This window comes from Xanthobacter pollutisoli, assembly GCF_040044995.1.
Lineage (GTDB): Bacteria > Pseudomonadota > Alphaproteobacteria > Rhizobiales > Xanthobacteraceae > Xanthobacter.
Map to the genome: position 1 here is coordinate 145,950 of NZ_JBDZDP010000009.1, position 23,324 is coordinate 169,273.

Genomic DNA, 23,324 nt, shown 5'->3' on the forward strand with positions numbered 1-23,324 from the left:
CCGAGGACGAGGCCCGCACGGGCCGATTTGATAGAGAAGGGCCTGAGACGCGTCAGGACGCCATATCGAGGACGACGGGGCGGGTGCGGATCACGTCCAGCACCTCGGTCACGTACTCCCGCGAGAGGCCACGGGTGATGAAGACGATGCGCGAGCCGTCGAGCCCCTCCGGCCAGGCGGAGAGCTCCACCGGCGGCGAGAAGAGGCGCTGCACCGCCTGCACCACCACCGGCTTCGACCGGCCGGCGATGGCGAGGATGCCCTTCACCCTTAGGAGGTCGTCGCCGTGGGCGATGGCGAGTGCGTCGAGCCACGCCGAGACGTGCTCCCAGTCCAACGGCGTATCGAAGGCGAGGCAGAAGGAGCCGATGTCCTCCCGGTGGCGCACCGGATCTGCCGCCTCGAACGCTTCGGCGCGCAGCCAGGCGCGGACCTCGCTCGGCCGGGTGTTGGGATCGGCGGGATCGATGCCGTCGAGCAGCGTCGGTTGGGCCAGCTCCGAAAGCGAGGATCGATGCAGCCGCGCGCCGGGGGCGAGGGCGGCGATGCGGGCCTCCAGCGGTGCGAGATCGGCACCCGCGAGGTCCGCCTTCGTCAGCACCACCTCGTCGGCGACGCCCACCTGCTTGCGCGCTTCCGCGTGGCGGTCGAGCGTGCCCATGCCCTGCACCGCATCCACTGCGGTCACCACCCGCCCGAGGCGATAGGTGCGCGCCACGGGGAAGGTGATGAGGGCCTGGATGACCGGGCCGGGATCGGCCATGCCGGTGGTCTCGATGATGACCCGGGCGAAGGCCTTCACCTCGCCCCGCGCCCGCTTCTCCGTGAGGTCGCGCAGCGTCTCCACGAGATCGCCCTTCACCGTGCAGCACAGGCAGCCGGTGGACAGCTCGATGGTGTTGTCGGAGCTTGCGGCAATCAGCGCATGGTCGATGCCGATCTCGCCGAACTCGTTGACGATGACGGCGGCGTCGCTCAGCGCCGGGTCGCGCAGCCAGCCGTTGAGGAGCGTGGTCTTGCCCGATCCGAGGAAGCCGGTGAGCAGCGTCACCGGCGTCCGCATGTCGCGAAAATGGGCCATGGTGCCGGCTCCCCTCGGGCTCACTTGCCGGCGATGTAGCTCGGGTCGTAATAGCGCTTGAGGTCGAAGGCCTGGGTCTGGGGATCGCCCCCCACGGCCGCGTCGATCTTGTAGAGGTTTTCGAGGCCGGCCGCCTTCACGGAAAGATCGGCGGGAATCGCCTTCTGCTCCTTCACGATGAAGGCGTAGGAATCCTCCACCACATCGCGCGGGGTCTTGGTATAGGCGGCGAGCACGTCGATGGCCGCATCCTTGTTGGCCGGGTCGTCGATGAAGGCGGCCGCCTCCTTCAGCGCCTGCGTCAGCGCGATGGCCGCGGGGCGGGTGGCGGGGGCTTCGCCCCAGGACTTGTTGAGCACGAGGGGCGTCTGCACATAGGGCTCGCGATAGACATCGAGCAGCACGGCGCCGTCGCGCCCGGCGAGGGTGTCGAAGGGGGCGATGAGGAGCGCGCCGGCGACCTGCCCGTTGCCCATGGCGATGATGCGGTCGCGCGAGTTGGCGATGGACACCATCTGCGCGCCGGCCGGGTCCACGCCCGCCTGCTTCAGCTGATACTTCAGGAGGTTGGCCGTGCCGCCCTTGACCGCTCCGGCGGTCAGCGGCTTGCCGGCGAGATCCTTCACCGAGGCCGTGCCCTTGGCGCCGTAGAGGCGCAGGATGGTCTTGTCGAGCACGGCGCCGGCGATGATGACCGGGGCGCCCTTGTCGATCGCGCGGACGGCGAGGTCGCCGAGCGCGATCCCGGCATCCGCGCTGCCGGACGCCACCGCCTGCAGCAGCGCCGGGCTGTCCGAGGCGCGCAGCTCGCGGACGGTGATATTCCGCTTGTCGTAGAAACCTTTTTCCATGGCGATGGCGTGCAGCCACAGAAGCGCGCTCGGGGCGAGCACAGCGAGCTTCACCTCGGTCTTCGGGGCGCCTTGCGCAGCAGCGGGGGTGATTGGCAGTGCGGTAGCGCAGCTCAGGGCAATGGCCGCGGCCAGAGCGGCAGCGAGGCGGCGTGTCACGACGCGCTTCATATCTCTCTCCGGAAGAAGGACGCGTCTTGCTGCGCGTCAGCTGACCAAAGAGTGCTCGATCTTCCGGCGGTCTTCAAGCATATTTCGCAACCTGTAGGAATTTTGCCAAATTCCCGTCCAACGATATAAAGTATCATTCTCTGGGGGTGCGCGTGGCCAGCAGGATTCTCCAGGTCATGGGATTGTTTCGCGGGCGCCCATGGCCGTTGACGGTGGAGGAGATCGCCCAGGAGACGGGCGTTTCCCAGAGTTCCGCCTATCGGGACGTACAGGAGCTTTGCCGGGCCGGCTTCCTCGATCCGGTGATCGGCGCCGGATATGTGCTCGGTCCCGCCTTCATCGAGTACGACCGCCTGCTGCGGCAGGGCGACACGCTCATCCCCATCGCCTCCCGGGTGCTGCGCGAATTGCTGGATCAGACCACGCAGCGCGCGACGGCCATCCTCTGCCGTCGTTACCGGGACACGGTGATGTGCGTGCATCAGGAGCACGGCAGCGCGCCCCATCCCATCACCACCTACGAGCGGGGCGTCGCCATGCCCCTGTTTGCCGGCGCGTCATCCAAGGTGGTGCTGGCGCATCTCGACGACCGGTCGCTGAAGCGCATCTATCTCGACAATGAGGACACCATCCGCGCCCGCCTCGGCCATGGGGACTGGAAGGCCTTCAAGGCGGAGGTGCGCGCGATCCGCCGCGACGGAGTCGTGGAAACGGTCTCCGAGGTGGCGCCCGGCCGCGCCGGCATCGCGGCGCCGGTCCTCGTGAACAAGCAGGTCATCGCGGGCGTCAGCCTCGTGCTCGCGGCCGAAGACCTTGAGCGCAGCTCCGGCAGCTTCCGGGCCGCCGTGATTGCTGCCGGGCGGCAAATATCCGACGAGATCGCCGGCAGCGGGACCTGGGTCGCGCGCTAGCTGCCCCGGGATCGCTGTCCTGATGCCTTCCTTGTCGCGCCGCCGCGGGCCGCGATAACGCGACGAGCATCCCTTGGCTTCACCGCCCAATCCGGACATTGGTGGGTAGGTCAGAGCGACGCCTTTCCGATCGAGGCGCCTCCGTCCACGTGCAGCGTCTGTCCGGTGATGAAGGCCGCATCGTCGGACAACAGGAAGGCGATGGCGGCGGCGATCTCCTGCGGCGTCCCGAACCGCCCCATCGGCACGCCGGACAGGTAGCGCGCCTCGCCCGCGCTGCCCGGCGCATTGTTGGCGCGGAACAGCTCGGTCTCTGTCGGCCCCGGCGCAACCGCATTCACCGTGATTCCCGAGGTCGCAAGCTCCAGGGCCCAGCTGCGGGTGAAGCTCACCAGCGCCGCCTTGGCCGCAGCGTAGGACGTGCGCTCCAGCGCGCCGAGGATGGTGAGGCTGGAGATGTTGACGATGCGGCCCCAGCTTCGCGCCCTCATGCCGGGCAAGGCGGCCTGGACGACGGCGAGCGCGGGATGGAGATTGGTCCGTAGCACCTCGTCAAGGGTTTCGGCGTCGATCGCTCCGAGCGGCTCGGCGCGCACCAGCCCGACATTGTTGACGATGCCGTCCACCGGGTCGGCGTGGGCGATCTGCGCCAGCCGCGCGCCGGCGCCCGTGGTGCTGAGATCGAGTGCGTGGAGCGCTCCAGGAAAGCCGTCGCTCCTGTGCCGCGCGATGCCGATGACGCGGTGGCCTGGTTGCCGGGGTCAGACAGAATTGGGAAAGAAGGGAAGACGCTGCGCATGCGCCACCTGAAGCACCCGCAACTCCATATTGCGATATGGGCACCAGATGCCGCGATAGGAGGTGATGAGCTTCCTGGCTGGTTGCCTCGAAATCTTTATCCAGAACGCGATCGCGGCGCGCAGACCACACGTGCTTATTCCCGCGCTTGGAGCTTCGAGATAGACTCTCGCTGCCTTTTCGATATTCGCGGGCTTCAAATCGATCATCGTTTCGACGTTTACATTCGACGCACCCGCTCCACGTCTCTCGGCGATCGGCTCACATCTTTCAATTGCCCGGAACGGGCATTCGGCGTCGAAGTAAAAGCGAACCCGACGGACCCGGCTTAAATGGCCCTCGCAGGGACCGATGAGCTTGGCTCATTCGTTGGCGCCAAAAAATGGCTTGTACCCCGTAAACATCCGGTGAGATTCAATCATCAACGAGAAGGAAAAAAAATCCCCCATAGGCCGTGGAACGGGGAATTATAGATGATTAAATTGAAGTCGATTGCCTATACTGGAGCCGTATTCGCCAGCTTGGCGTCCTTTCCGCAGGCAGATGCGCAGAGTGGCGGCAATCCGGCATTCTCCGACGGGGTGGTCAAGCTCGGTGTCCTCACCGACATGTCAGGGCCCTACGCCGATTACGCCGGTAACGGCTCCTTCACGGCGGTGAAGATGGCGGTGGAAGATTTTGGCGGAAAGCTCGGCGGAAACCCCGTCGAGGTGATCGTCGCGGACCATCAGAACAAGAGCGACGTCGGCGTTTCCATCGCGCGGGCCTGGTACGACGTCGACAAGGTGGACGCCATCTTTGACATCTCGAACTCCGCGGTCGCCCTTGCCGTTGCGGGGGTTACGAAGGAAAAGAACAAGGTGGTCATCCTGGGCGGCGTCAGCACCCCCAAGATCACCACCGACACCTGCACGCCCAACAGCGTCCAGTACATCTACGATGCGAACGCGCTTTCCAACGTCGTCGGCAAGGCGATCGTGCGTGATGGTGGCGACTCCTGGTTTTTCCTCACAGTGGACTTCGCCTTTGGGCACGGCCTTGAGAAGACCACTGCGGACGTGGTCAAGGCGAGCGGCGGCAAGGTGCTTGGCAGTGTTCGTTTCCCCCTGAACACGGCGGATTTCTCCTCCTTCCTGCTTCAGGCGCAGGCCTCCAACGCAAAGATCATCGCCCTCGCCAGCGCCGGCTCTGACACCACAAATGCCATCAAGGGCGCGACCGAATTCGGCATTTCCAACACCGGCCGCCAGCGGGTCGCGACGCTGCTGACCTTCATCACCGACGTTCACAGCATGGGCCTCGCCCAGGCGCAGAATCTGCTGCTCGCCACGGCCTTTTACTGGGACGGGGACGGGGAAACACGCAAGTTCGCCAAGCGCTTCCATGAGCGGATGGGCAAGATGCCCACGATGGTGCAGGCCGGAATGTACTCCGCGGCCATGCATTACCTGAGGAGTGCCGAGAAGTCTGGGACGGATGCCGGCGCCGAAGTCGTTGCCCAGATGAAGGCCGGCCCGATCGACGACTTCTTCTCCAAGGGCGGACGCATCCGACCCGACGGCCTGCATGAGCACGAGATGCAGCTGATGCGTGTGAAGACGCCGTCAGAATCCAAGGCGCCGTGGGACTATTATGCGCTGCTGTCTACCGTCCCGGCTGCGGAGGCCTTCTCCCCCATGGTTCCCGGCGCCTGCGCCGCCATCAAGTGACGCAGGGGCGCGGCGGCCATCGCTGCCACCGCGCCCGTTCTCTCATCGAGGCCAGAATGCGCATCGTCAATCTGTTCCGCTACCCGGTGAAGGGCCTGTCAGCCGAAGCCATGGGCGAGGTAGTTCTGGAGGCCGGCTTCGGCTTTCCCCTCGATCGCAAATATGCGGTGACGGACGGGTCATTGCAGTTCGACCCCGCCGCGCCGAAGCCGGCGCCCAAGACCCACTTCCTCATGCTGGCCAAGCATGAGAACCTCGCCCGGCTGAAGTCGCGCCTGATTGAGGCCGACGGCCGGCTGGAGATCCGCAACGGGGTGGACGTGCGCACCTTCGCGCTTGACGATGCCAAGGAGCGGAGCGCCCTGGCACGCTTCCTCGCGGGCGTGGTGGATGTGCCACTGCCTGGCGAACCGGACGTCGTCCATGCCCCCGGCCATCAGTTCACCGATGTCAGCGTCCACTCGGTCGCGCTCATGCGCTCCATTTCCCTGATCAACCTGACCACGGTGGCAGACCTGTCGGCCCATCTCGCCTTGCCGCTCGATCCCATCCGCTTCCGCGCCAACCTCTATTTCGAAGGTCCGGCCGCCTGGAGCGAACTGGATTGGGTGGGGCGGCGCCTCGGCATCGGCGAAGTGGCGCTGAAGGTCGTCCGGCGCACCAAAAGATGCGCCGCGACCAGCGTCAATCCAGATCTGGCGGTCCGCGACGTCAACCTGCCCATCGCCATCCGCGATTACCAGGGCCATGGCGACCTCGGGATCTACGCAGAGGTCGAGGCCGGCGGCAGGATCGCGGCCGGTGATCGTATCGAACTGCTCGACTGAGCGCGAGCGCGCGGCTGGCGGACGGTGCACGCTCAATACTGCCCAACGAGCCACCCTGAAAAGAGCTTCACCTCGCTCGTCAGGGCCTTGTCCCTCGGGCAGAGCAGGTAGTATCCCCCAGCGCTGCGGACGCTGAGCTTGAACGGCTTCACCAGCTCATCGCGCCAGTCCACATTGTCGATCTCGATGGTGGGCACACAGGCGATGCCCTCCCCGTCGCGCGCAGCCATGACCGCCATGAAGGAATGGCCGACATCCACGCGCCCGGCGCCCTGCAGGGGAGCGGCGCCGGCGGCGTGGAGCCAGGCGGCCCAGCAGTCCGGCCGCTTCATGTTGTGGATCAGGCGAAAGCGCCCGAGGTCGCCCAGCGAGGCGATGGGGCCGTGCTGCTCGAACAACCGGCGGCTCATCACCGGCGTGATACGATCCTCCCAAAGGGGCGTGACCGACACATCGTCCCACGTCTCCGTCATCCGGAAATCGATCTGCGGGGCGTCCGGATCGAAGGTCGCGCCGGGAAGCTTGCCGACGCGCAGCGCCACATCGACGCCTTCCCTCTTGAAGTTCACGGGCTCCAGCGAGGACGAGACCTGCAGGCGGATTTCAGGATAGGTCATCATGAAGGTGGTCAGCCGCTGCATCAGCCACAGGACGCCGATGGTCGGCAGGACGCTGACCGAAAGAGAGCGCGCTTCCTGCAGGCTCTGCACCGTGGCGCGCTCGATCTCATCGAGCGCCGAGATGGCAGCTGCGAGATAGTTCTGGCCGAAGGGCGTCAGTTCCACCTGCCGGGTGAGGCGCCGGAAGAGCGGCGCGTGGAGGAAGTCCTCGATAAGCTTGATCTGCCGGCTGATGGCGCCCTGGGTCACGTTGAGTTCGTCGGCAGCCTTGGAGAAGCTCAGATGGCGACCGGCCGCCTCGAATGCGCGCAGAGCCAGCAGCGGCGGCAGGCGGCGCTTCATCGGCGGCCCGCGTCGGCGTCACGTCCTGAAATGCCATGTCGCATGTGAGGCGTCAGCATGGCGGAACTCTAGCCCCCCGGATCAGCGGATTTCAACGTGTTCTCTGGCTGACGGGGGCATCGTCTACCACGCGGCAGTCCCTTCGCCGACGCACGCCGCGAACGAGCGGACGATCCGCTCCCCGGGCAGGCCGTCCACGATGAACACGAGGAAGGATGGCAGCTCCGCATCGCCCTCCCGCTCCATGTGCTCGGGGAAATAGGCGATGTGCCGCACACAATTGATGAGCACCGGCGCATCCGCCCCCTTCAGGGTGAGGAAGCCCTTGATGCGCAAGATGCGGTCGCCATGACGGTGGAGCAGCAGCGACAGCCACAGGGCGAGGCGGCTCCACTCCAGCGGCTGCTCCACACGGAGGCAGAAGGTCTCGGGTCCGGCCGGCAGGCACGAGAAGGCGACGACCGGCGGCCGTGGGGCTGGCCCGAGGCTTTCCCCCCGCCAGCGTCCTGCGCCGGCACCGCGGGCGATGCGGTCGGCCCTCAAGTCCGCGGCCTGCTCGACCAGCCAGCCGAACTGCGTCTCGACGGCGGGACGGCGCGGCGCGAGCGGCTGCACGCGGGCCACGTGGGCGTCCACCGCCGCCAAGGAGTTGGGGGCGGCCATATCGGTCTTTGTGATCAGGACGACGTCGGCGGCCTCGATCTGGCGCCGGTGCTCTGCGGCATCGAGACTCTCCAGGGCGTGGACCGCGTCGACGAGCGTGACGACGAGGGCGATCCGCAACTGGCCATCGAGATAGGGGTCTGACGTGATGGTCGCAATCACCGCCAACGGATCGGCGAGCCCGCTCAACTCGAGGATCACGCGGTCGAAGTCCTTCCGCGTCCGATGCAGGGCAAGCACCCCGTGCAACTCTTCCTTGACCCCGCGGTCGATTCGGCAGCACAGGCACCCGTTGGCGAGAAGCGCGACCGCGCCGGTATCGTTGCGCAGGAGATGATCGTCCACGCCGAGAGCCGCAGCCTCGTTCACGAGCATCAACGTGCGCGTGAAAGCAGCCTCATCGAGCGCCCGGCGCAGGAAGGTTGTCTTGCCGCTGCCGAGGTATCCGGTGACGATAAACACCGGGAGGCGGAGGTCGCCTACCGGCCGGATCATCGTGTGCCGGCTGTGCCGGCCTCCATGTGGGCGATGAAGGCGTCATCCAGCGGGTCGACGGGGCGGCCCGACAGGCGCGCGACGCCGTCCCAAACCTCAGGCAATGTCTCGACGATCAATGCGCCGCCAGCCCTGTCCTCAAGGATCCACGAGGTCAGCATCCAGTCCCGCACCGCAATGCCGGCGTGGGCGCAGATCATCGCAAGCGCGCGGGCCTGGGCCATGCGCGCGACGGCGGGAAGCGGATCGCGCCCCCTGCCTGCGGGATGCCGACCGGGGCTCGACCAATGGCCCATGCCGCTCCATATGCCGCACATGCCGCACACGGGTTCAGCCCGCGAATGGATGGGCGCGGTCGAACTCGCTGGCAATGGTCTCCAGCGTCTTGAATTCGACGCCGGGAAGCCGCGCCATGTGCTCGATCAGGCGTGAGAGCATCCGCAACACCTGTGGCCGGCCGGCGACGTCGGGATGCAGGCAGAAGCAGAAAACCGCCTCGTCCAACTCCTCGTAGACCCAGTCGAACTGCTCGCGCCACAGTTCCTCGATGTCCTTCGGATTCATGAAGCCGTGGCTGTTCGGCGACTTCTTGATGAACATCATGGGCGGCAGGTCATCGAGATACCAGCTTACGGGAATCTCGATCAGCGGCGTCTCCTTGCCCCGTGACAGGGGCTTCATCCAGCTCGATGCCGGCTGGCCATAGTCGATGGCGGTCCAGCTGTCGCCCACGCGCAGGCGATAGCAGGAGAAGTCGCGATGCATCATGGAGTGGTCGTAGAGAATGCCACGCTCCATCAGAAGGCCCGGGGTGTTGGGGCTCAGCTCCCACCATGGCGCGGCATAGCCCACGGGACGCCGCCCCGCGAGGCCGGTCAGAAGCGCGATGCAATGGTCCAGGACATCTGCCTCCTGAGCCGGCGACATGGCGAGCGGGTTCTCATGGGTGTAGCCATGCAGGGCGATCTCGTGCCCGCGTGCCACGACCTGCGCCATCTCGGCCGGAAACGTCTCGACCGAATGGCCGGGGATGAACCAGGTGGTCTTCAGGCCGTAGCGATCGAACAGGTCGAGAAGCCGGAGGCTCCCCACCTCGCCCGCAAATAGGCCGCGAGAGATGTCATGCGGGGAATCCGCACCGCCGAACGTGCCGATCCAGGCGGCGACCGCATCCACATCGACGCCGAATGCACAGGTGATCTTCTTCGCCATGTCATGTCGCCTGAAGGTTTCAGATATCGAGAACGAGAACCGAGCCGGCCTCGGCGCGGGCCGTGCAGACCGCCACGTAGCGGCTGCGCTCCACGTCACCGAGGCAGGTATCGCGATGGATCGGCGCGCCGGAAAGCCAGCGCGTCAAGCAGGTGCCGCAATAGCCCTCGCGGCAGGAGTGGTCGACGTCGAGGCCCTCCGCCAGGAGGCTGTCGAGGATCGTATCGTCCGGCGCGATTTCGACGGTGATGCCGCTTTGCGCGCACGAGACGGTGAACGAGGTCTGTGACGCATCGGATGCCGGAAGCGGCGTGGCGCCGAATGCTTCGAAGTGCAGGCTGAGCCCCTCGAGCTCCTCACCGACGCCGCGCACCGCCGCCATCAGGCCGGCAGGCCCGCAGCAATAGATTTGGGTTCCCACCAGCTGCGCTCGCAGAAGGGCCACGACGTCGAGTCCGCGAGAGGGGTCGCCACCATCCAGCACGAACTGCACTTGACCGTGGATCCGCGGCGCGAGGAGTTCCTCGAAATAGACGATGTTCTCCTCACGCCGGCTGCAAACCACGAGGCTGTAGGCGCGCCCTTCGCGTTCGCAGGTATCTGCCATGCAGAGCAGCGGCGTCAGGCCAATTCCACCGGCAATGAGCAGCGTCCGCTCGGCCGAACGAAGCGGGAAATGGTTGCGGGGCAGCCCGATCTCGATCGTTGCGCCCACATTCAGGTGCTGGTGGATCCAGCGCGATCCTCCACGTCCATCCGTCGCCACCTGAACCGCGACGACATATGGCTCACCCGCACGATGCGGTCGTACCAGCGAGTATTGTCGGACACCAATCCCCGGAATTCGAACATCGATGTGCGCGCCAGCTTCGTAGCTCGGGAGCAAAAACCCATCATATGCATCTAATTCTATCTCAATGACATCGGGATTTAATACGCGCCTTGCCACGACATTAGCTATTATGCTCTCGCATTCGGACTGTTTCATCCTGTTAAATCTCTATTTTTTCAAAATTCATGTTTTCACACTCCAGATTCTCTGACAAACGATTTGTGATTTGGCATGCATCAGTTTCCCTCATGCTTGACGACTCACCGTGGGAAGAGGGGCGAGCGCACAAGGCTGCGGATGGCTGAGCATCCATTCAGCGCAACACATACTTGGCGCGCTTGACGAAGTTGCTCGGACAAAGAGGGCAGTTGCAGTCTTGCTACGGCCCTATATCGCGAAGACCGAACGGGCGACCGACGTCGAAGGCAAACTGTTTGATCGGATCGACCAACCTGCCGCCCTCAATGCCTCCGGTCCCTTTCAGATGGAAGCCTCGGTCGTGCCGCAGCGCTTCTTCGTTCCCGGCCGGCGCGGCTATGAGTCCATGCAGGCGCTGCGCAACGCCGCCCCGGGCGCTATCGCGCAAATCCGGGAGTACGCCATCAGCACCCTGTGCAAGGCGGCACAGAGCCCCCTTGACGGCACGCTGGACCCGGCCAAGGTGCAGGCGTGGCGGCAGAAGCAGGCCGACGCCCTTCACGCCATGCCCGAGTTGGACCGCATGTTGGCCGACCCCCTGTCCGAGGAGGAAATGGCCACGCTCCAGGCCATCGCTGCGGATCTCAAGCGCTCAAAACCGCTCAATCGCGGCGGTGAAGATCCCCGGCGGGTCGAACACCGCGCAGGACATGGCAGCATTGGCGAAGAGCACGAACGCGCAGTCGTGGCTCGCCCGTATGCTCTCCTCGGAGCGCTAGCCAGTGCCGAAGCGGCGTCGGGCAGCGCGCTTGGAGGGAAAGCTGGGCGCTGCCGCCGGCGGCGCTGGCGGCGCGCACTTCGGCCGTATCATCGAGACCATGCGACAGGGTGGGCTTCAGAGCCGTGGACGACATCGTAAGGGACGCGATGTTGAACCCGGAGGGCGCCCGCGCCTTGCTGGCGAAGGTGTCGGCCGAGCGAATTGCGAAAAGGCCAACGTGCTTTACGACCAGAATTTTAGCGATAGCTTTTGGCTTTGACAGCTACAAAACTTTCAGTCGAACGCCTCCGAAGGAGAATGGCTTGTAATAGGCGTCCCCTGGGTAGCGGGCTGTGAAGGTATGCCCTCCCCGTGGTCCGCTTGACAGGGTGAGTGTCGCAAGCGTGCCATTGGCCTGGAGCTTCGCGGTGCCCACCAGCTTCTGTCCGTCGTAAAACTGGACGGGTCCGGTGAGCGCCGGGGAGCCGATGGAGAGCAAGCCCGGGCTCACGCCATAGCTATTGGGCACGTACCATGTGGTCTGTGACATGGCCGGCTGGAGCACCGCGTTGAGGGTGATCAGGCTGCCCGCCGCAACCGCGTTGGTGCCCTGCGCGAGATAAAGCTCGCCCGTGAGGAAGGACCACCGCTCCGCCGGGCAGGGGTTCGCGCGGCTGGGATTGGTGAGGAGTGCCCGGCTGGGGTAGTGATTATCCTGAAGCGTCCACTGGAGCGGCGGCTTTGGCGCTGGGCCGTCCAGATGGTTCAGCCCGCTTGGATAGATGTTCTCTAGCGCAAAGATGTTGTTGCCGACTGCGGTCAGCTGGGTGAGGGGGGTCACGCCCTGCTGGACGTCGTCGAACACGAGGTTCTGCCACTTGAACCGGTTGTTGGTCGTCTTGCCCGGCTCGGCTGACAGCTGGACGAGATAGCTTCCGCTGCCTTGCTGCGCCACGCCGTTCTGCATTGCCGGAAACTGCTCGCTGGGGGCAAGAACGTGGACGTCCTTGAACCAGACGTTTTGCACAACTGGTTGGCTGCCCTTTGGCGCGCCGGCCGGCAGGGCGATGGTCGGACTGATGCGGAACGGCCGCGCCACATCCTTCAGGCACACTTTATTGAAAAGAATGTCGGAAAACTCGAAGCCGGGCACCTGGGGAGCCTTGCGCAGATTGGTGTCCAGTTGCATGCCCTGAAGGTCGCCCGTTGCGTTGGGCAGGGCCTGGCTGTAGCAGGTCAGCCGGGTCTGCGGGTTCGGCATGGGCACACCGGTGGGGTCGATGCCGTTGATGAGGACGCGGCCGCAGAGGCCCTCTGTCTCCCGCTTGAAGCTCGCCACTTGGCCGGTCATGGCGAGGTCGTTGACGACGACATTGCTGATGCCCGCGCCGTCACCCGCCAGAAGGGCCACGCCGCCCTTGCCGTACAAGGTCGCACCCTCCACGGTCACGTAGCGCGTGCGCTCGGTGGCCCGGGCGGCCGTCAGCACCACATCCTGGTCGCCATTGGCGATGGTGACGTCCCGCACCAGAATGTTGCTGCCGTTCAAATCGAAGCCGTCGCTGTTGGGTACGTTCCAGGGCGACTGCACCTTCACGCCCCAGATGGTGACGCCGATGCCGCCAATCATCACCGTATGGAACGGTGGATTGCGGATGGTTATCTTGTAAAGCGTCATGTCATGCTGAAGGGTCTTCTGCGGTGAGGGGCCGGCATATATCATCGGCGGGCTGGCCTGTTCGCAACTTTTCTGGGTTTGCGGGTCGGTCGCGCCGCATCCTTTCTGCTTTTCCTGCAGAAGATCCCACCAGGCGCCCTGGGTGAACTGCCCGTTGCGGATCAGGCCGCGCTGCGCCTGGCCATCCAGAATGCCGTAGCCGTAAACCCCGCTGCCGGCGCCGAAGGTGATCAGGGCCTGGCAGGCACCGTAGATCGGGTTGTCCGACGTGACGGTGCCGCAGACGTGGGTCGTATCAGGCATTTGGAACCGGGCGGGGTTGCGACTGGCAAATACGGTGACACCCCCGTCAATGACCAGCGAAACCCCGAGCGGCAACGACAGCGGCTCAACCAGGAAAGCATTCAGGGTGGGGATCGCGCCGAGTGTGAGGCGGACAGCGCGGCCGGACGGGCACTTTTGGAGCGCGGCCTGGATCATCTGGGTCTGCCGCGCAGACTTGGCATCCTCCTCCGCAGCGGAATTCCCGGCGATGGGGCTGCCGGTCGCATCGATCCTCAAGGGAGCTGGGAATGTCGCGCAGGCGGCCGGTAAAGTGGGTTCGACGGGGAGCCGACGGTCCTGCGCAGCGGCATCGGTGACCCATAGTGCCAGGCTGAGAAGGGATGAGATGCACACACTGAATGCCTGCCCCACGGCTACCCCCTCATTTCTGGGTTGTGCAATATTGCTATACCATTCCCGATGATGCGGCGAGGGTCTGAGGAGAGCGGAGCGGTCAGTTCTAAAGTCTCGCCACGCGAGTGTAAGGACCTATGCCGGTGCTAATTGGCGGCATCGGGCGGCCTGGGGTCATCGTCACCCCCGATCTTGTCCATGGCGAGTAGCCGAGCGTCTTCAGCAGCCTCAAGTTAACCGCCAGCGCCTTCCTGTTCCCATCGCTTGGCGCCGGGGATCGAGCCCCTTTGGCCCGACCGAGGCGGGACATTCAACTGCGCTGGGCAAGCCCGAGGCGCAAGGGCGGCAGTAATGGAGAGAGAGCGCATTGCCAGGATCGGATGGCGCCGGGTGGCTTACCCCGTTTGGAGTGCACGGAAGCTGGCTCTCCTAGCAGTCATTTTCGCCGACTATAAGCGCGCGGTCGCAGTGTTGGAGCGACGCACATACAATGCCGTTAAGTCGTGATGGCCGTTGGTCGTGTCGTGAGGGCTGGCACCTCAAGACAGGGAGCGGCCTTAGGCTCGGCGCAACGGTATTTCGCGGCGCTGATGGGCACTCCCGGTGCATCGACACTTGAGGCTCTGACAGACAGAAGCCCGATCTATGCTGAGCTCGCTCGCCATCTGGGGAGCGACGTGAAGGCGCTACGCGCGGAAATGGCAACCGTCCGCGCCAACATCGTTCACGGCTGTGGGAACGGTCCCGACGGCCGGTCGTGCGCGGTCACGAAAATTCTGGGATTCGAGAGTTGGCAACCGCCGATCGCTGCCAGCATTAAAGCCACGATCACCACGCGCCCAATCTTGCCCATTTCTGCCCCCCGACATCTCCTTGCAACCATAGCGGTTATACCCGTAGCGCAACCTGCGACCAAATTGCATGATGCAGTAGAGCTAACCCACGAGGCCGTGCGGGCGTGTCGTGGGGTTTTGGCGCTTGATCAATCGAATCAGACGTTGCTGTTGACCGACGATACTTCTCGACCTGACCCTAAGCGGACTGTGGAGAGGTCCGCTTTCGAGGCTAGCTGCGTACCTCTGCCTGAGTCCACAAAACTGAGGGTGGACCATTAAGATACTCTCCGGCGGCAGTATTAACTCCAGTCGGTCGTGATCCAGCACACGACCGAGCAACCATTTCCCTTCAGGCTAATGGGCAGATCAGGGACACCGCAGTAGCTTGATTTGCGATCCGCTGCACAACGGGTAGCGCTTCACTTTGGCTGAGCCGCGCCCCGGTGGAGGAGATGTCGCCTCGAGATGTATGAACTCCGCGTTGATTATCCAATTTAAGCTGTGGCGCAGATTAGCATGGAGACCCCAACTATGATTAGGACTATTCCGCACATCTCGCGAAACGATACGTTTTGCTTGAATATAAAAGTAGATACTACCTGCGCGAACAGGATCTCGATGGTGGCCAGCGTCCTGACGTTCGACGCAGCTGTGATGGCAAATGCGAGGAACCAGAAGGCAGATCCGAGCGCGCCCATTAAGCCCGCGAACATGGATGGCCGCCACAGACGGAGTATCCGGCGCAGGACGAGCGGATCGCGCAGGGCAAGGAACAAGGTGAGGGTCCCCGCCTGCATGGCGAGGCTGACCACCAGCGCAAAGGTCGCCGCCACGACGAAGTTGGGATAGGCAAGCGCGAGGATAGCCCCCCGATAGCCGATAGCCGACAGGGCGAACATGGCGCCCGCTCCGAGACCGAGCAAAGTCGACCCGAGGCGAACGGCGTCCGCGGCGGCGGGCTTGATGGACATGGTCAGGACCCCTGCCGTGGCGACGATGATTGCCACGGCCGCTCCCGCGCTGATCTGGTCATGCAGGAACACGAGCCCGAAGACGGCGACCTGCACCGGCTCGGTCTTGATGTAGGCCGTGGCCGCCACGAACGACCTGCGGTTCATGACGGAAAGCATCAGTGCGGTGGCGATGATCTGCGATAGCGCTCCGAGGACGATCCAGGGCCAGAAGCCCGGCGTCGTAAGCGACGGCGGCGGCAGTTTGGTTACGACCATCGTGCCGATGAGGAACAGGACGGCGAACGGAAAGCCGAACAGAAAGCGGACGTGCGTCGCGCCAGCGGTACCGAGCTTCGTTGTCAGCTCCCGCTGCATGGCATTGCGGGCCGTCTGCGCAGCGGCCGCGATGATCGTAAAAACAGCCCAGAGCATAAAACGAGGTCGCCTCGATCAAGTGCTGGCCGCACGCAATCTGACCGCAGCGCTGGCCAACGCGCTATCGCCCAATCCTAAGACCGACCGGAGGTATAGCGCGCGTTACGGTATTCGCGGGTTGAGATTTTTGCGAGTCGCTCTGCAACAAATTTAAGAGGCGCCCTCCTCCGCGTACGATTATCTGTACGTGAAGTCATCGCGGCGGAGTTCGAGTCAAGAAATACAGCCGAAGCCGCCAGTTATCGTTGCCGGTGTGCCGGAAGCGCACAAGCTGTGGGTTCAATGATGTCTAATTTCGCATCGCCCGATGAAATCCGGACCCTTCTCTCAAGCGCGATGTCCGACATGTACAGGAAGGAGGTCCCGCAGTACGGCGCGCTGCTCGAACTCGTCAAGGAGGTCAACGGCGAGGTTCTTGCGGCCGATCACGACCTGAAGTGTGCGATGACACGGGCCGGCGAGATCGACAGACTCGACGTGGAGCGCCACGGTGCCATCCGTCTGGGCACGGCCGAAGAACTGGCCACAATCCGGCGGCTGTTTGCGGTGATGGGCATGCACCCGGTCGGCTATTATGACCTCTCCGGGGCCGGCACTCCGGTCCACGCCACGGCCTTTCGCCCCATCGATGACGCTTCGCTGCGGCGCAATCCCTTTCGGGTATTCACCTCGCTTCTGCGCCTCGACCTGATCGAGGACGAGGCGCTGCGGGCGCGGGCTGAACACTTGCTGAGGCGCCGGGCGATCTTTACGCCGCGGACGCTGGTGCTCATCGATCTGTCCGAGCGGCAGGGTGGACTGGCACAGCCCGAGGCGGAGGAGTTCGTGTGCGAGGCGCTTGAGACCTTCCGCTGGCACCGCAAGTCCCCCGTCGATCATGAAACCTATCAGGCACTGCACGACGCGCACCGGCTGATCGCGGATGTTGTCTGCTTCAAGGGGCCTCACATCAATCATCTGACGCCGCGGACGTTGGACATCGACGCGGTGCAGCGCCGGATGCCGGCCAAGGGCATCTCGCCCAAGGAGGTCATCGAAGGGCCGCCGCGGCGCCAGTGTCCGATTCTCCTTCGTCAGACCAGCTTCAAGGCGTTGGAGGAGCCTATCGAGTTCGTCGCGGCCGAGGGAGAGGCGTCGGTCTCTACGCATACTGCGCGCTTCGGCGAGATCGAGCAGCGTGGCGTCGCGCTGACGCCGGAGGGACGTCGTGTCTACGATACGCTGCTTGCTCGGTTCCTGGCATCGCCCCCGAAGCCATACGACGAGGCTCTGGAACTGGCGTTCGCAGCGTTCCCCGACGATGTTGGGACCTTGCATGCGCAGGGTCTTGCTTATTTCCGCTACGAGCCCACGACGCAGGGCAAGGCTGCCCCCCGCGACGCGGTAGAGGGCCAGCCGTTGGAAAAATTGATCGCCGCCGGGTTTCTCCGCTTGGCGCCGATCATCTATGAGGATTTCCTGCCGGTCAGCGCCGCCGGCATCTTCCAGTCTAATCTCGGTTCCGCCCCGCGGCAGAGTTATGACGTCGCCTCAAGCCGCGTTGCCTTCGAGGCCGCGCTGGGAGCCAGTGTGCATGACGAGTTCAAGCTCTATGCCGAAACGGAAGCCGCATCGCTCCGCGATGCCTTGGCTGAACTCGGTCGCTGATGGCGGCTGCGTCGTCTCCCTTCTCTCTGGTGTGCGTCCACGCACTTCACCACTTCGAGGAGGTGAACAGCCTGTTTGAATAGCTCTCGTCGAGGATCTTCTGGATCGCGTCGACGCTTCCGTCGCCGATGACGCCACCGGTGTGATCGCGCAGGATGACCGCCATCTCCGACATCCGGCTGGCATCGGGCCAATCTTCGGGGTTCCAGACACGGGAGCGTTTCGCAGCCTTGGCGCAGTGCATGTAGGCTTCACGAATGCGCACCCCGATGCCGACGGTCGGCTCTGCGCCCATGACGGCGGCCTGCGCAAGCACGGTTTGGTCCTCGACCACCCAGCCCTCGCCATTGACGCGCAGGAAGTCCTCGTAGCCGGGGATCAGCACCATCAGGCCGATCTGCGGGTTCTGGATCAGGTTGCGCAATGTATCAGCGCGGCGGTTGCCGCTCAGTTCCGGGATGAGAAGGTGCTGGTCATCGAGCACCTTGACGAAGCCCGGCGTGCCACCGCGCGGCGAGCAATCGCAGCGACCCTCGCTGTCGCTCGTGGCCATTACGAGATAAGGGGACAGAGCGAAGAACATGGCGCAATGCGCGTCCAGCCTGTGCTGGACCTTGGCCGACGTGATCCTTGCCGACGGCTCCGGCACGATCTCGCGCAGCCGGGCCTCGGTGCGCACCACGGAGCCGAAGACGGGCGGCGTTTCGGGGGAGCCGGCTTGATGGGGCTGTAGCATTGGCGAGCCTTTGCAATCGGGGCGCGGGCGATCGCTGCCCGGCCGTTCGGGCGAACTTGCCGGAGAGCGCGGCGCCGCCAAATCGCGAAACGTCCAAGGCTGACTTGAGAAGACTTCAAGGCAATTGCGCTGGCGTCCGCGCCTGTTCCGACGCACCATGGGCAGCGCTTTCGGCACGATGGTCCCCCACGCTTCATCCGTCGACCCGTTTCATGGCCCGGCGACAGCCACAATCTTTGACAAGAGATCGCGCAATGGATCGTCAGGACCTCCTTTTCGCGCCTATCACGCCTTCGCAGGCCACGCACTTCGCCTGTGAGGCCCGCTTCGTCGCCGATTACGGAACCTCGGTCATCAAGCTTTTATCGCCGGAGCCGGGGGAGAAAATTCTCGACGTCGGCTGCGGCGACGGGACGCTCTCGCGCCTGGTGCAGGCCGGCGGGGCCGAAGTGGTGGGTATCGACATCGATGCGGCGATGGTCGAGGCCTCGCGCCAGAACGGCATCGATGCGCGGCTGATGGACGGTCGGGCTCTAGCGTTCCAATGCACGTTTGATGCTGCATTCTCGAATGCGGCCCTGCATTTCATGCGTCCCGTTCCCCTCGTGATCGAGAGCGTTGCGCGCGCGCTCAAGCCGGGGGGACGGTTCGCCGCTGAGCTCGGTAGCCATGGCAACATTGCTGCCATTACCACCGGTCTCGTCGCCGTGCTGGATCGTCGTGGGATCGATGGTGGCGCGCACATTCCGTGGGACTTTCTGACCGCCGAGGAATTCTGCGATTCCCTCGAGACTGCCGGCTTCTTGATCGATGCCGTGCATACGTTCCATCGGCCGACGCCGATGCCCTCCGGCGCCAAGGCATGGATCGAGAAACTGGGACGCTGGTTCCTGGACGCCCTGCCGCCCGAGCAGCGCGACGAGGCCTGCGAGGAAGCCGCGCGGCTCATGTCGCACACGATGAAAACGGCGCGCGGCCATTGGACCGCGGATTATCATCACCTGCGCTTCAAGGCGCGGCTGGCAACCAAGTGATGGGAGCCAAGTGACGAACGCCATCGACCCAGCTGAGTTGGAAAAGCGGCTCGCCAGCGCCGAGGCTACCGCCAAGCCGGGCTCGCCCACGCGCCGCGACCGGCTGCCGTCGTTGCGCTCGTTGCGGACCTTCGAGGTGGTCGGGCGTCATCTCAACATGCAGGGCGCGGCCGATGCGCTCTGCATCACGGTGTCAGCCGTCAGTCACCAGATCCGGCACCTTGAGGCGGAATTGCAGGTTGCCTTGTTCCGCCGCACCGGCCGCGGGCTGGAGCTGACGCGCGATGGCGAGGCGCTGCTGCCCGGATTGACGGCTGTCTTCGAACAGCTCGAAAGCACGGTCGAGAAATTCAGGCGGCGCTCCGGACCGCAGATCGTAACCATCAGCATGCCGGCCTCGTTCGCCATGCGCTGGTTTCTCGGCCGGCTGAACCGGTTCTACGCCATGTATCCAGATGTGGAGATTCGCGTGGCGACGCATGTCGGGCGCGAGGTGGAACGTAGCGCGACCGTCGACTGCTTCATTCACGTCGGTTCCAACGACTGGCCGGACCTGGAGGGCGAGCAGCTGTTCGCCGAGCATCTCGGCATCGCCTGCAGCCCCACCGTTCAGCGCCGTATCGAACAGGCCATCATCGCGCCCGTGGACATCCTGAAAAATCGCATGCTGAAAGCCGACGACAGGCCGGACGACTGGCAGCTCTGGCTCAATGCGACCGGCCTCTCCCTGCAGAGGGAGCAGCGGACGCTGTCCTTCTCCAGCCAGATTCTCGCCATCCAGGCAGCGATCGAGGGGCTGGGCGTGATCCTGACCGATCCGGTCGAGATCATGGACGAGCTGCAGACGGGGCGGCTGGTGCAGCCGCTCGATTCAAGCCTCGCGGTGGCGACGCGGGGCTATTATTTCTTCACGATGGCGGACGCCGAAAGTGCGCAACCGGTCGCGATCCTGCGCGATTGGCTGCGTCTGGAACTTGCCTCGAAACCTTGAGGGCGGGCACGAGGTCAGTCAGAACACAAGAGAGCCCAGGCGTCGCTTCCATTCCCACACCTGAAGCTCGGCGAAGATGCCGACGCCGGTGAAGGGATCATCCTGCGCGAAGGCGCGGGCTTGGGCGAGGGTGTCGCATTCGATCAGGAACATGCTGCCGCGGTCTTCACCCGTGTCAGGATCGCAATAGGGGCCGGCCGCAAGAATGCGGTCCTCGAACTGCCTGAGATAGTCGAGATGGGCGGCGCGCAGGCGTCCCCTCTCGGCGGAGCGGCCCGGTGCATCGATGCGGTGAACCACAAAGATCATGGCGTAGCCTCAGCCTGAGGACACGACCAGCGGCGAGCGCCGCGTCCTGGTCAGATGAAGCTGGACGACGTCCGGCCGCGCATAGTGCCCGATCGAATCGACCATCTCCTTCATGTCGGTGATGGAATCGAAATCGAGCTCCGCGTAAAGCACGGTCTCGCCATCGTGTGCGGGCTTGGCCAGGACCTTCCCGCCGGGCGCGATGATCGCCGAGCAGCCACCGCCGGGCTGCAGCTTGCCGCTGGCGGATTCGCCGAACTGGTCGATGATCTCCTGCGTCAGGACGCCGGTGGTCGAGATGACGAAGCACTGGCCCTCGAACGCATAGTGGCGCACCGCTGCGTCGATGATGCCGTCGATCCACGGCATGCCACCCGGCCAGTTGGCGACGTGAATCTGCTCGCCCTGCGCCTGGACGGCGTAACGGTATAGTGGATTGGAATGCTCGAAGCAGATCAGGGCGCCTAGCTTGCCAACCGAGGTCTCGTAGATATCCAGGTCGATACCGTCTCCGCGTCCCCAAGTCATGCGCTCGTGGTGGGTGGGGACGAGCTTGCGCCGGCAGCCGAGCACCTCGCCATTGGCGTCGATAATGAGCTGGCTGTTGTAAAGCGTGCCGCCGTCGCGCTCGTTGATGCCGATCACCGCCATGCACTTGGCTTTGCGCGCCGCCTCGCCCAGAAGCTTCACGGTGGGGCTGTCGAGCGTCACGGCCTGGTCGAATAGCCGGCGGAAGAAGGTGCGCTTGTTGGTGAAAGGGTCCCGTACCAGATTCCAATAGGGATAGCCGGGCAGGTAGGTCTCCGGAAAGACGATGAGCCGCGCGCCTGCCTTGCCGGCGTCGGCGATGGTTGCGCACGCCTTTTCGGTGCTGGCGTCGCGATCCAGGAAAACCGGCGCAAGCTGCGCGGCGGCGGCGATGAGCGATACGGCCATCTAGTTGGCTCCCGTCGGCTGGAATTCTTCGGCGAAGATCTGCTCTCGCGACATGCCCATATCGAGCAGCTTGCGGCGGGCGCCCTCGACCATCGCGGGTGGGCCGCACAGATAGGCAGTCGCCGTCGGTGGCGGGCCTATGAGATCGCTGGTGACGAGATCGACCGCGGTGCCGGTCGCATCCTGCCAATCATCGCCATGCGACATGGCGGCGACGAGGACGCGCAGCCCGGGGAAGATTGCCTTGAGCGCTTCAAGCTCGTTGCGATAGAAAAGGTCGCGGTCGGTGTTCACGCCGAAGGCAATTACGACGGGGCCGTCAGTGTCCCGGCGCCTGGCCCGCTCGCGTAGCATCGACAGCATCGGAGCCAGTCCCGTGCCGCCGGCGACCATAATGCAGGTCCCAGTCTCGCGGCGGCGATAGAAGGTGCCGAACGGGCCGGTTATGGACAGCACGTCTCCGGCCTTCGCCGAAGCCGACAGATAGGTCGACATGGCGCCGTTCGGCAGCGCGCGGATGAGGAAACCGACCTCCTCCTGCTCCGGCGGCGTCATCATCGAATAGGAGCGGACGGCATCGGTGCCGGGTACGCTGAGATTGACATACTGACCCGGCAGAAACGCGAACATGCGGCCGCCATGGCACTTGCCTGCGACCTCGAACACGCTGTCGGAGACGCGCCTGATCGCAGTGATCACGAGTTTGCGCGAGCGCCGCGGCAACTGCGAAATCCGCGTGTAGGGCATGCTCAGCCTGATCACGTCCGAGAGGGGCTTCGCCTGGCAGGGCAGGATCGCTCCTGCAGCGCGTTCGCCATCGTCGAGCGCGATCTCGTGTTCATCCTCATAGGCGATCTTGCCGCTCGCCATCTCGCACTTGCAGGTCTGGCAGGTGCCGCTCAAGCAATCGGAGGCGAGGCGAACGCCGTTCTTCGCCGCGGCCTCCATCAGCGACATGCTCCTGTCCGCGATGAAGCTGACGACCTCCCGATCGCTGAAGGTCAGCTCGATGGTGGTGACGGTCATCACTGGACCTCGACGGTCCAGTGCAGGGCGAGCGCTTCCTTGATCGAGCCGAGCTCGCGGCCGGCTTCGATCAGCTTCGCCTGGCGGCCTTCGAAGCGCATCACCGTCGCGGCGATGTCGGGCACCAGCTTTCGCGGCACGGCGATGACGCCGTCCTCGTCGCCAACGATGAGGTCGCCGGGATCGACCTCTACCCCTCCGCACTCAATGGGCTGGTCGCTGAACATGGTCTTCAGCCGGCCGAAGCCGCCCGCGGGGGTTACGTTGGTGGCGAAAATGCCGAAGTCGGAACCGGCCGCCTGGGATACTGAGCGGATCGCACCGTCACCGACGAAGCCGGCGACGCCGCGGCGGATCGCGACCGCGATCTCGGGCGCGCCCCAGAGCGCGGCGTCGGTCTCTCCCTCAAGTTGGGCGACGATAACGCTGCCCGGCACCGCGGTGTCGAGCAGCTTGATGCCGACGTTGTGCATAGCGCGCTCGGCGGTCGGCGCAGTCATGAGCGTGACCGCTGGGCCGACCAGGCGGCCGCCGGTGAGGCGGCGGACCTGATGGTTGATGAAGAGCTTTCTGCTCGTGATCGCGTCGATGGCGTCGGACAGCGCCGTCATCGATACACCCTTGAACAAGGCGATGGTTTGCGCGTCGTACATGG

Annotated in this window: 23 protein-coding genes; 8 read left to right on the top strand and 15 right to left on the bottom strand. The window is 64.6% G+C overall.

Going from position 1 to position 23,324, the window contains the following annotated elements:
* Positions 1 to 52: 52 nt before the first annotated feature.
* Together ABLE93_RS17655 and ABLE93_RS17660 are read right to left on the bottom strand one after the other, a co-directional pair.
* On the bottom strand, positions 53 to 1,081 hold the full coding sequence (locus ABLE93_RS17655) for a CobW family GTP-binding protein (protein WP_348841162.1): 1,029 nt from the start codon (positions 1,079 to 1,081) through the stop codon (positions 53 to 55).
* A 20-nt stretch (positions 1,082 to 1,101) separates the two neighbouring features.
* Complete coding sequence (locus ABLE93_RS17660) at positions 1,102 to 2,103, bottom strand: ABC transporter substrate-binding protein (RefSeq protein WP_348841163.1); 1,002 nt, start codon at positions 2,101 to 2,103, stop codon at positions 1,102 to 1,104.
* A gap of 152 nt (positions 2,104 to 2,255) precedes the next feature.
* Here ABLE93_RS17660 and ABLE93_RS17665 point away from each other — a divergent pair, with 152 nt between their 5' ends.
* Positions 2,256 to 3,014: an IclR family transcriptional regulator gene (locus ABLE93_RS17665; protein ID WP_348841164.1), complete on the top strand. Its 759-nt coding sequence runs from the start codon at positions 2,256 to 2,258 to the stop codon at positions 3,012 to 3,014.
* Between the two features lie 110 nt (positions 3,015 to 3,124).
* Here the strand turns inward: ABLE93_RS17665 and ABLE93_RS17670 are convergent, their stop codons facing one another.
* Positions 3,125 to 3,640 (bottom strand): SDR family oxidoreductase, encoded by a 516-nt coding sequence (locus ABLE93_RS17670; RefSeq protein ID WP_348841165.1) that lies wholly within the window; start codon positions 3,638 to 3,640, stop codon positions 3,125 to 3,127.
* Positions 3,641 to 3,649: 9 nt separating this feature from the next.
* On the opposite strand from ABLE93_RS17670, the gene ABLE93_RS17675 reads away from it, so the two are divergent.
* The 3 genes from ABLE93_RS17675 to ABLE93_RS17685 all read left to right on the top strand — a co-directional run bounded on the left by ABLE93_RS17675 (position 3,650) and on the right by ABLE93_RS17685 (position 6,348).
* Complete coding sequence (locus ABLE93_RS17675; RefSeq protein WP_348841166.1) at positions 3,650 to 4,144, top strand: hypothetical protein; 495 nt, start codon at positions 3,650 to 3,652, stop codon at positions 4,142 to 4,144.
* A gap of 141 nt (positions 4,145 to 4,285) precedes the next feature.
* Positions 4,286 to 5,521 carry an ABC transporter substrate-binding protein gene (locus ABLE93_RS17680; RefSeq protein ID WP_348841167.1) on the top strand — a complete coding sequence of 412 codons (1,236 nt, stop codon included), beginning with the start codon at positions 4,286 to 4,288 and terminating at the stop codon, positions 5,519 to 5,521.
* Between the two features lie 56 nt (positions 5,522 to 5,577).
* Positions 5,578 to 6,348, top strand: coding sequence for an MOSC domain-containing protein (locus ABLE93_RS17685; RefSeq protein ID WP_348841168.1), 771 nt, complete (start codon positions 5,578 to 5,580; stop codon positions 6,346 to 6,348).
* A 32-nt stretch (positions 6,349 to 6,380) separates the two neighbouring features.
* Here the strand turns inward: ABLE93_RS17685 and ABLE93_RS17690 are convergent, their stop codons facing one another.
* The 5 genes from ABLE93_RS17690 to ABLE93_RS17710 all read right to left on the bottom strand — a co-directional run bounded on the left by ABLE93_RS17690 (position 6,381) and on the right by ABLE93_RS17710 (position 10,668).
* Positions 6,381 to 7,310, bottom strand: coding sequence for a LysR substrate-binding domain-containing protein (locus ABLE93_RS17690; RefSeq protein WP_348841169.1), 930 nt, complete (start codon positions 7,308 to 7,310; stop codon positions 6,381 to 6,383).
* A 123-nt stretch (positions 7,311 to 7,433) separates the two neighbouring features.
* Entirely contained in the window at positions 7,434 to 8,468 is a 1,035-nt protein-coding gene (locus tag ABLE93_RS17695; RefSeq protein WP_348841170.1) for a CobW family GTP-binding protein, read from the bottom strand.
* Positions 8,465 to 8,692 (bottom strand): hypothetical protein, encoded by a 228-nt coding sequence (locus ABLE93_RS17700; RefSeq protein WP_348841171.1) that lies wholly within the window; start codon positions 8,690 to 8,692, stop codon positions 8,465 to 8,467. Before ABLE93_RS17700 ends, ABLE93_RS17695 begins: the two co-directional genes overlap by 4 nt.
* Before the next feature lie 106 nt (positions 8,693 to 8,798).
* On the bottom strand, positions 8,799 to 9,680 hold the full coding sequence (locus ABLE93_RS17705; protein WP_348841172.1) for a polysaccharide deacetylase family protein: 882 nt from the start codon (positions 9,678 to 9,680) through the stop codon (positions 8,799 to 8,801).
* A gap of 19 nt (positions 9,681 to 9,699) precedes the next feature.
* Positions 9,700 to 10,668, bottom strand: coding sequence for a PDR/VanB family oxidoreductase (locus tag ABLE93_RS17710; RefSeq protein WP_348841173.1), 969 nt, complete (start codon positions 10,666 to 10,668; stop codon positions 9,700 to 9,702).
* A gap of 220 nt (positions 10,669 to 10,888) precedes the next feature.
* Between ABLE93_RS17710 and ABLE93_RS17715 the strand changes: the two genes are divergently transcribed.
* On the top strand, positions 10,889 to 11,569 hold the full coding sequence (locus ABLE93_RS17715; RefSeq protein WP_348841174.1) for a hypothetical protein: 681 nt from the start codon (positions 10,889 to 10,891) through the stop codon (positions 11,567 to 11,569).
* A 124-nt stretch (positions 11,570 to 11,693) separates the two neighbouring features.
* Here ABLE93_RS17715 and ABLE93_RS17720 read toward each other — a convergent pair whose 3' ends face one another.
* Positions 11,694 to 13,784: an Ig-like domain repeat protein gene (locus ABLE93_RS17720; protein ID WP_348841175.1), complete on the bottom strand. Its 2,091-nt coding sequence runs from the start codon at positions 13,782 to 13,784 to the stop codon at positions 11,694 to 11,696.
* A 1,312-nt stretch (positions 13,785 to 15,096) separates the two neighbouring features.
* A complete protein-coding gene (locus tag ABLE93_RS17725; protein ID WP_348841176.1) occupies positions 15,097 to 15,987 on the bottom strand; it encodes an EamA family transporter in 891 nt (296 codons plus the stop codon).
* Between the two features lie 285 nt (positions 15,988 to 16,272).
* On the opposite strand from ABLE93_RS17725, the gene hglS reads away from it, so the two are divergent.
* On the top strand, positions 16,273 to 17,637 hold the full coding sequence (gene hglS / locus ABLE93_RS17730) for a 2-oxoadipate dioxygenase/decarboxylase HglS (protein ID WP_348841177.1): 1,365 nt from the start codon (positions 16,273 to 16,275) through the stop codon (positions 17,635 to 17,637).
* A gap of 46 nt (positions 17,638 to 17,683) precedes the next feature.
* Here the strand turns inward: hglS and ABLE93_RS17735 are convergent, their stop codons facing one another.
* Positions 17,684 to 18,373 (bottom strand): MSMEG_1061 family FMN-dependent PPOX-type flavoprotein, encoded by a 690-nt coding sequence (locus ABLE93_RS17735; RefSeq protein ID WP_348841178.1) that lies wholly within the window; start codon positions 18,371 to 18,373, stop codon positions 17,684 to 17,686.
* A 254-nt stretch (positions 18,374 to 18,627) separates the two neighbouring features.
* Here ABLE93_RS17735 and ABLE93_RS17740 point away from each other — a divergent pair, with 254 nt between their 5' ends.
* On the top strand, positions 18,628 to 19,407 hold the full coding sequence (locus ABLE93_RS17740) for a class I SAM-dependent methyltransferase (RefSeq protein ID WP_348841179.1): 780 nt from the start codon (positions 18,628 to 18,630) through the stop codon (positions 19,405 to 19,407).
* Between the two features lie 10 nt (positions 19,408 to 19,417).
* Entirely contained in the window at positions 19,418 to 20,398 is a 981-nt protein-coding gene (locus ABLE93_RS17745) for a LysR substrate-binding domain-containing protein (protein WP_348841180.1), read from the top strand.
* 18 nt (positions 20,399 to 20,416) lie between these two features.
* On the opposite strand, the gene ABLE93_RS17750 is transcribed toward ABLE93_RS17745, so the two are convergent.
* From ABLE93_RS17750 to ABLE93_RS17765, 4 genes are read right to left on the bottom strand one after another with little or no spacing between them, the layout of a single operon-like run.
* Positions 20,417 to 20,707: a YciI family protein gene (locus tag ABLE93_RS17750; protein WP_348841181.1), complete on the bottom strand. Its 291-nt coding sequence runs from the start codon at positions 20,705 to 20,707 to the stop codon at positions 20,417 to 20,419.
* A gap of 9 nt (positions 20,708 to 20,716) precedes the next feature.
* Positions 20,717 to 21,643: a carbon-nitrogen hydrolase family protein gene (locus tag ABLE93_RS17755; protein WP_348841182.1), complete on the bottom strand. Its 927-nt coding sequence runs from the start codon at positions 21,641 to 21,643 to the stop codon at positions 20,717 to 20,719.
* On the bottom strand, positions 21,644 to 22,669 hold the full coding sequence (locus ABLE93_RS17760; RefSeq protein WP_348841183.1) for an FAD-binding oxidoreductase: 1,026 nt from the start codon (positions 22,667 to 22,669) through the stop codon (positions 21,644 to 21,646). It lies immediately after the preceding gene.
* The gene (locus tag ABLE93_RS17765; protein WP_348841185.1) at positions 22,669 to 23,322 is read right to left on the bottom strand and encodes an RraA family protein; all 654 of its coding nucleotides are present in this window, start codon (positions 23,320 to 23,322) and stop codon (positions 22,669 to 22,671) included. The genes ABLE93_RS17760 and ABLE93_RS17765 overlap by 1 nt, the downstream gene beginning before the upstream one ends.
* Positions 23,323 to 23,324: the final 2 nt, after the last annotated feature.

Bases quoted from the DNA above. Each gene is read 5' to 3' on its own strand.
- ABLE93_RS17690 (WP_348841169.1), bottom strand. From the start codon at position 7,310: ATGAAGCGCCGCCTGCCGCCGCTGCTGGCTCTGCGCGCATTCGAGGCG.
- ABLE93_RS17725 (WP_348841176.1), bottom strand. From the start codon at position 15,987: ATGCTCTGGGCTGTTTTTACGATCATCGCGGCCGCTGCGCAGACGGCC.
- ABLE93_RS17710 (WP_348841173.1), bottom strand. From the start codon at position 10,668: ATGAAACAGTCCGAATGCGAGAGCATAATAGCTAATGTCGTGGCAAGG.
- ABLE93_RS17705 (WP_348841172.1), bottom strand. From the start codon at position 9,680: ATGGCGAAGAAGATCACCTGTGCATTCGGCGTCGATGTGGATGCGGTC.
- ABLE93_RS17755 (WP_348841182.1), bottom strand. From the start codon at position 21,643: ATGGCCGTATCGCTCATCGCCGCCGCCGCGCAGCTTGCGCCGGTTTTC.
- ABLE93_RS17740 (WP_348841179.1), top strand. From the start codon at position 18,628: ATGGATCGTCAGGACCTCCTTTTCGCGCCTATCACGCCTTCGCAGGCC.
- ABLE93_RS17655 (WP_348841162.1), bottom strand. From the start codon at position 1,081: ATGGCCCATTTTCGCGACATGCGGACGCCGGTGACGCTGCTCACCGGC.
- ABLE93_RS17680 (WP_348841167.1), top strand. From the start codon at position 4,286: ATGATTAAATTGAAGTCGATTGCCTATACTGGAGCCGTATTCGCCAGC.
- hglS (WP_348841177.1), top strand. From the start codon at position 16,273: ATGATGTCTAATTTCGCATCGCCCGATGAAATCCGGACCCTTCTCTCA.
- ABLE93_RS17700 (WP_348841171.1), bottom strand. From the start codon at position 8,692: ATGGCCCAGGCCCGCGCGCTTGCGATGATCTGCGCCCACGCCGGCATT.
- ABLE93_RS17760 (WP_348841183.1), bottom strand. From the start codon at position 22,669: ATGACCGTCACCACCATCGAGCTGACCTTCAGCGATCGGGAGGTCGTC.
- ABLE93_RS17735 (WP_348841178.1), bottom strand. From the start codon at position 18,373: ATGCTACAGCCCCATCAAGCCGGCTCCCCCGAAACGCCGCCCGTCTTC.
- ABLE93_RS17695 (WP_348841170.1), bottom strand. From the start codon at position 8,468: ATGATCCGGCCGGTAGGCGACCTCCGCCTCCCGGTGTTTATCGTCACC.
- ABLE93_RS17660 (WP_348841163.1), bottom strand. From the start codon at position 2,103: ATGAAGCGCGTCGTGACACGCCGCCTCGCTGCCGCTCTGGCCGCGGCC.
- ABLE93_RS17685 (WP_348841168.1), top strand. From the start codon at position 5,578: ATGCGCATCGTCAATCTGTTCCGCTACCCGGTGAAGGGCCTGTCAGCC.
- ABLE93_RS17765 (WP_348841185.1), bottom strand. From the start codon at position 23,322: ATGTACGACGCGCAAACCATCGCCTTGTTCAAGGGTGTATCGATGACG.
- ABLE93_RS17750 (WP_348841181.1), bottom strand. From the start codon at position 20,707: ATGATCTTTGTGGTTCACCGCATCGATGCACCGGGCCGCTCCGCCGAG.